The sequence below is a fragment of the Ruegeria sp. CDSA034 genome (assembly GCF_059612275.1).
In genome coordinates, this window is sequence record NZ_JBXWQH010000028.1 from 1 (window position 1) to 4,397 (window position 4,397).

3 protein-coding genes are annotated in these 4,397 nt (G+C 62.5%); all 3 read right to left on the reverse strand.

Going from position 1 to position 4,397, the window contains the following annotated elements:
• Positions 1–2,856, reverse strand: a complete 2,856-nt coding sequence (gene gcvP / locus AC2FLJ_RS22725) for an aminomethyl-transferring glycine dehydrogenase (protein WP_282121611.1) — start codon at positions 2,854–2,856, stop codon at positions 1–3.
• A gap of 112 nt (positions 2,857–2,968) precedes the next feature.
• Complete coding sequence (gene gcvH, locus AC2FLJ_RS22730; protein WP_496707776.1) at positions 2,969–3,334, reverse strand: glycine cleavage system protein GcvH; 366 nt, start codon at positions 3,332–3,334, stop codon at positions 2,969–2,971.
• A gap of 19 nt (positions 3,335–3,353) precedes the next feature.
• Positions 3,354–4,397, reverse strand: a 1,044-nt coding sequence (gene gcvT, locus AC2FLJ_RS22735; protein WP_496707777.1) for a glycine cleavage system aminomethyltransferase GcvT, incomplete at its 5' end; no start/stop codon positions are given.

The window sequence follows — 4,397 nt, forward strand, 5'->3', positions numbered from 1 at the left end:
TTACTCAGCGGCTTCTTCGTAAGCGTCCATTGGGGGGCATGTGCAGATTAGGTTTCTGTCGCCATATGCGTTGTCGACGCGGTTTACGGGGGACCAGTATTTGTCGACGCCCATGGAGCCCGGGGGGAAGCAGGCCTGTTCGCGGCTGTAGGGCCGGTCCCAGTCGCCGACCAGATCGCGCACCGTGTGGGGGGCGTTTTTCAGCGGGTTGTTCTCCGCGTCGATCTTGCCGTCGATGATGTCCTGCGCTTCGGCCCGGATGGACAGCATGGCGTCGCAGAAGCGGTCCAGCTCATCCTTGGGTTCAGATTCCGTGGGCTCGACCATCAGGGTGCCGGCCACCGGCCAGGACATGGTGGGCGCGTGGAAGCCGGAATCAACCAGACGCTTGGCGATGTCGTCGACGCTGACCTGTGCCGCCTCGTCCAAGGGTCGGGTGTCGAGGATGCATTCATGCGCCACCCGGCCCGTGTCCGAGGTGTAAAGGATCGGATAGGCATCCTGCAGGCGTGCCGCGATGTAGTTGGCGTTCAGGATTGCCACTTTCGTGGCCTGCGTCAGACCGGCGCCGCCCATCAGCAGCACATAGGCCCAGCTGACCGGCAGGATCGAGGGCGAGCCGAAGGGCGCGGCCGAGACCGGGCCCACGGCGGTGCCGTATTCCGGGTGACCCGGCAGGTGTTCCTCCAGATGCGCCTTGACGCCGATCGGGCCCATGCCGGGGCCACCACCGCCATGCGGGATGCAGAAGGTCTTGTGCAGGTTCAGGTGGCTGACGTCACCGCCAATGTCACCCGGACGCGAGAGACCGACCATGGCGTTCATGTTGGCGCCGTCGATATAGACCTGACCGCCGTGATCATGGGTGATCTGGCAGACCTCCTGCACGGTGGTCTCGAACACGCCATGGGTCGAGGGGTAGGTGATCATGCAGGCGGCCAGATGGTCCGAATGCTTTTCCGCCTTGGCGCGGAAGTCATTCAGGTCGATGTTGCCCTTGTCATCGGCCTGCACCGGCACAACCTGATAGCCCACCATCTGCGCCGAGGCCGGGTTGGTGCCATGCGCCGAGGTCGGGATCAGGCAGACATTGCGGTGCGCCTCACCGCGCGCGGCGTGATAGTTGCGGATGGTCAGCAGGCCTGCGTACTCGCCCTGCGCACCCGAGTTGGGCTGCTGGGAGATCGCGTCATAGCCGGTGATCTGGCACAGCTTGTCGTTCAGATCATCAATCATCTCATGATAGCCCTGCGCCTGATCTTCGGGGCAGAACGGGTGCAGATTGCCGAACTCGGGCCAGGTGACCGGGATCATCTCGATCGTGGCGTTCAGCTTCATGGTGCAGGAGCCCAGCGGGATCATTGCCCGGTCCAGCGCCAGGTCGCGGTCAGCCAGACGGCGCATATAGCGCGTGATCTCGGCCTCGGCCCGGTTTTTGTGGAAGATCTCGTGGGTCAGGTAGGCGCTTTCGCGCAGCGCGTAATCCGGCAGGCGGTAGAGCTTGTTCGAGCTGTCATCCTTGCGATCGATGCCGAAGGCACCCCAGACGGCCTCGATGGTCTCGGGGCGGGTCTGTTCGTCCAGGCTGATGCCCACCTTGGTCTCACCCACCTTGCGCAGGTTGACACCGCGGGCCACGGCGGCCTCCATCACGACATTCTGCAGGTGGCCGACCTCAACCGTGATGGTGTCGAAGAACACCTCTGGTTCCACGGCAAAGCCCGCCTCCTCCAGGCCAGCGGCCAGGCGCGAGGTCTTGCGGTGCACCGATTGCGCGATGGCCTTGATGCCGTCGGGGCCGTGATACACGGCATACATCGAGGCAATGACGGCCAGCAGCGCCTGCGCGGTGCAGACGTTCGAGTTGGCTTTCTCGCGGCGAATGTGTTGCTCGCGGGTCTGCAGGGCCAGGCGGTAAGCCTTGTTGCCGCGCGCGTCGATCGACACGCCGATGATCCGGCCCGGCATCGACCGCTTCAGCTTGTCACTGGTCGCCATGTAAGCAGCGTGCGGACCGCCATAGCCCATCGGCACGCCAAAGCGCTGGGTCGAGCCGATGGCAATATCCGCGCCCATCTCACCTGGTGACTTCAGCAGCGCCAGCGACAGGATGTCGGCAGCAACAATGGCGATGGCTTTATGTTCGTGCAGGGCGGCGATCTCGTTCGTGAAGTCGCGCACATGGCCGTGGGTGCCGGGATACTGGAAGATCGCGCCAAAGACCGATCCCGCATCCAGCGTGTCCGGGTCGGCCACCTGCACGTCGATGCCCAGAGGCTCGGCGCGGGTTTTGATCACCGCGATGGTCTGCGGGTGGCAGTTCTTGTCCACGAAGAAGGCCGCGTTGTTGGCCTTTGACCGGCCGCCGCGTTTGGCCATCGCCATGGCTTCGGCTGCGGCAGTCGCCTCGTCCAGGAGCGAAGCGTTGGCCACGTCCAGCCCGGTCAGGTCGCTGACCATGGTCTGGAAGTTCAGGAGAGCTTCCAGACGGCCTTGGCTGATCTCGGGCTGATAGGGCGTGTAGGCGGTATACCAGGCCGGGTTTTCCAGGATGTTGCGCAGGATCGGCGCCGGCGTGGTGGTGCCGTAATAGCCCTGACCGATCAGCGAGGTCAGAACCTTGTTCTTGCTCGCCACCTCTTTCATGTAAAAGAGCGCATCGCGTTCGGTCATCGCCGGACCCCAGTCCAGCGGCTCTTTTTGCCGGATCGCAGGCGGGACGGTGGCGTCGATCAGCTGGTCCAGCGTCTTGAAGCCAATCACCTTGAGCATGTCGCGCATTTCCGTCGGGCTGGGCCCGATATGGCGGCGGTTGGCGAAGTCATAGGCTTCGTAATCAGTCAGTTTGAAGGCCATAGGTCATGCTCCTCAGGGAATGTCTCGCCCGGCCGCTCTGGCAGGAGCCTCCGGCGGGGATATTTTTAGCCAGATGAAGGGGCGGATCCGCAAAAGGACCCGCCGTTTGGGTTTACCCGATCAGGGCCTTGTAGCCGTCCAGATCCATCAGATCTTCCAGCTGCGCGGTATCCGCGATCTTGATCTTGTAGATCCAGGCCTCACCCTCGGGGTCTTCGTTCAGCGCGCCGGGGTTGTCGGCCAGCGCCTCGTTGACCTCGGTGATCTCACCATCGACCGGGGCATACAGCTCGGAGGCGGCCTTGACGGATTCGATCACGCCGATCTCACCGCCTTTTTCAAACTCATCGCCTGCTTCCTGCTGCTCCACGAACACCACGTCGCCCAGCTGTTCAGCCGCGTGCTTGGTGATGCCCAGAGTGGCCGTGTCGCCTTCGACGGTCAGCCATTCATGCTCTTCGGAATAATAGGTTGCCATGTTTGTCTCTCTCCTGACTTCAACGCTTGTAATTCTGTTTGACGAAGGGCAGCGCCACGATCTGCGCCGGCTGCGGCTTGCCCCGGATGATCAGGTTCACCGTCTCGCCCGGCTCATCGTGGCCCTTGGAAACATAGCCCATCGCCACCGGTCCGCCGACCGTGGGGCCAAATACGCCCGAGGTGATCTGACCGATCGTATTGCCCTCGGCGCACTGGATTTCCACGCCCTGACGCGCTGGAGCGCGGCCATCGGGCTTGATGCCAACCAGCTTTTTAGCAGGGCCTTCGGCCAGTTCCTTCTGCACGCGGTCTGCGCCCGGAAAGCCGCCTTCTTCCTTGCGACGCTTCTGGATCGCCCAAGCCAACGAGGCCTCAATCGGTGAGGTGCTTTGGTCGATGTCATTGCCATAGAGGCACAGACCCGCCTCCAGCCGCAGGCTGTCGCGCGCGCCCAGACCGGCCGCTTCGCAATCCTCATGCGCCAGGAAGGCTTTCGAAACTTCGATCGCCTTGTCTTCGGGGATCGAGATCTCATACCCGTCCTCACCGGTGTAGCCCAGACGCGAGATGCGGCAGTCTACGCCGTTGATCGGGGCCTCAGTGGTTTCCATGAACTTCAGGTCGCGGGCGGCAGGGCACAGATCCCCAACCACGTTTTCCGCCGCAGGGCCCTGAACCGCCACCAGCGCGCGGTCGAAGATCTCGATCACTTCGACGCCATCCAGATTGTCACGCATATGCGGAATGTCCTGATGGCGCAGCGCTGCGTTCACCACCACGAAATAGTAATCCCCCGCATTCGACACGATCAAATCGTCCATGATCCCGCCTTCGGCATTCGTAAAGAACCCGTACCGCGCCTTGCCCGGCTTCAGGGTCGCGTAGGCCTGCGGGCACAAAGCTTCCAGCTTCTCACCCACATTCTCACCGCGCAGGATCACCTGACCCATATGAGACACATCAAACAACGCCGCCTTCTCACGACACTGCTTATGCTCCCCCATAATCCCCAAAGGATACTGAACAGGCATCTCCCAACCAGCAAAATCAACCAACTTACC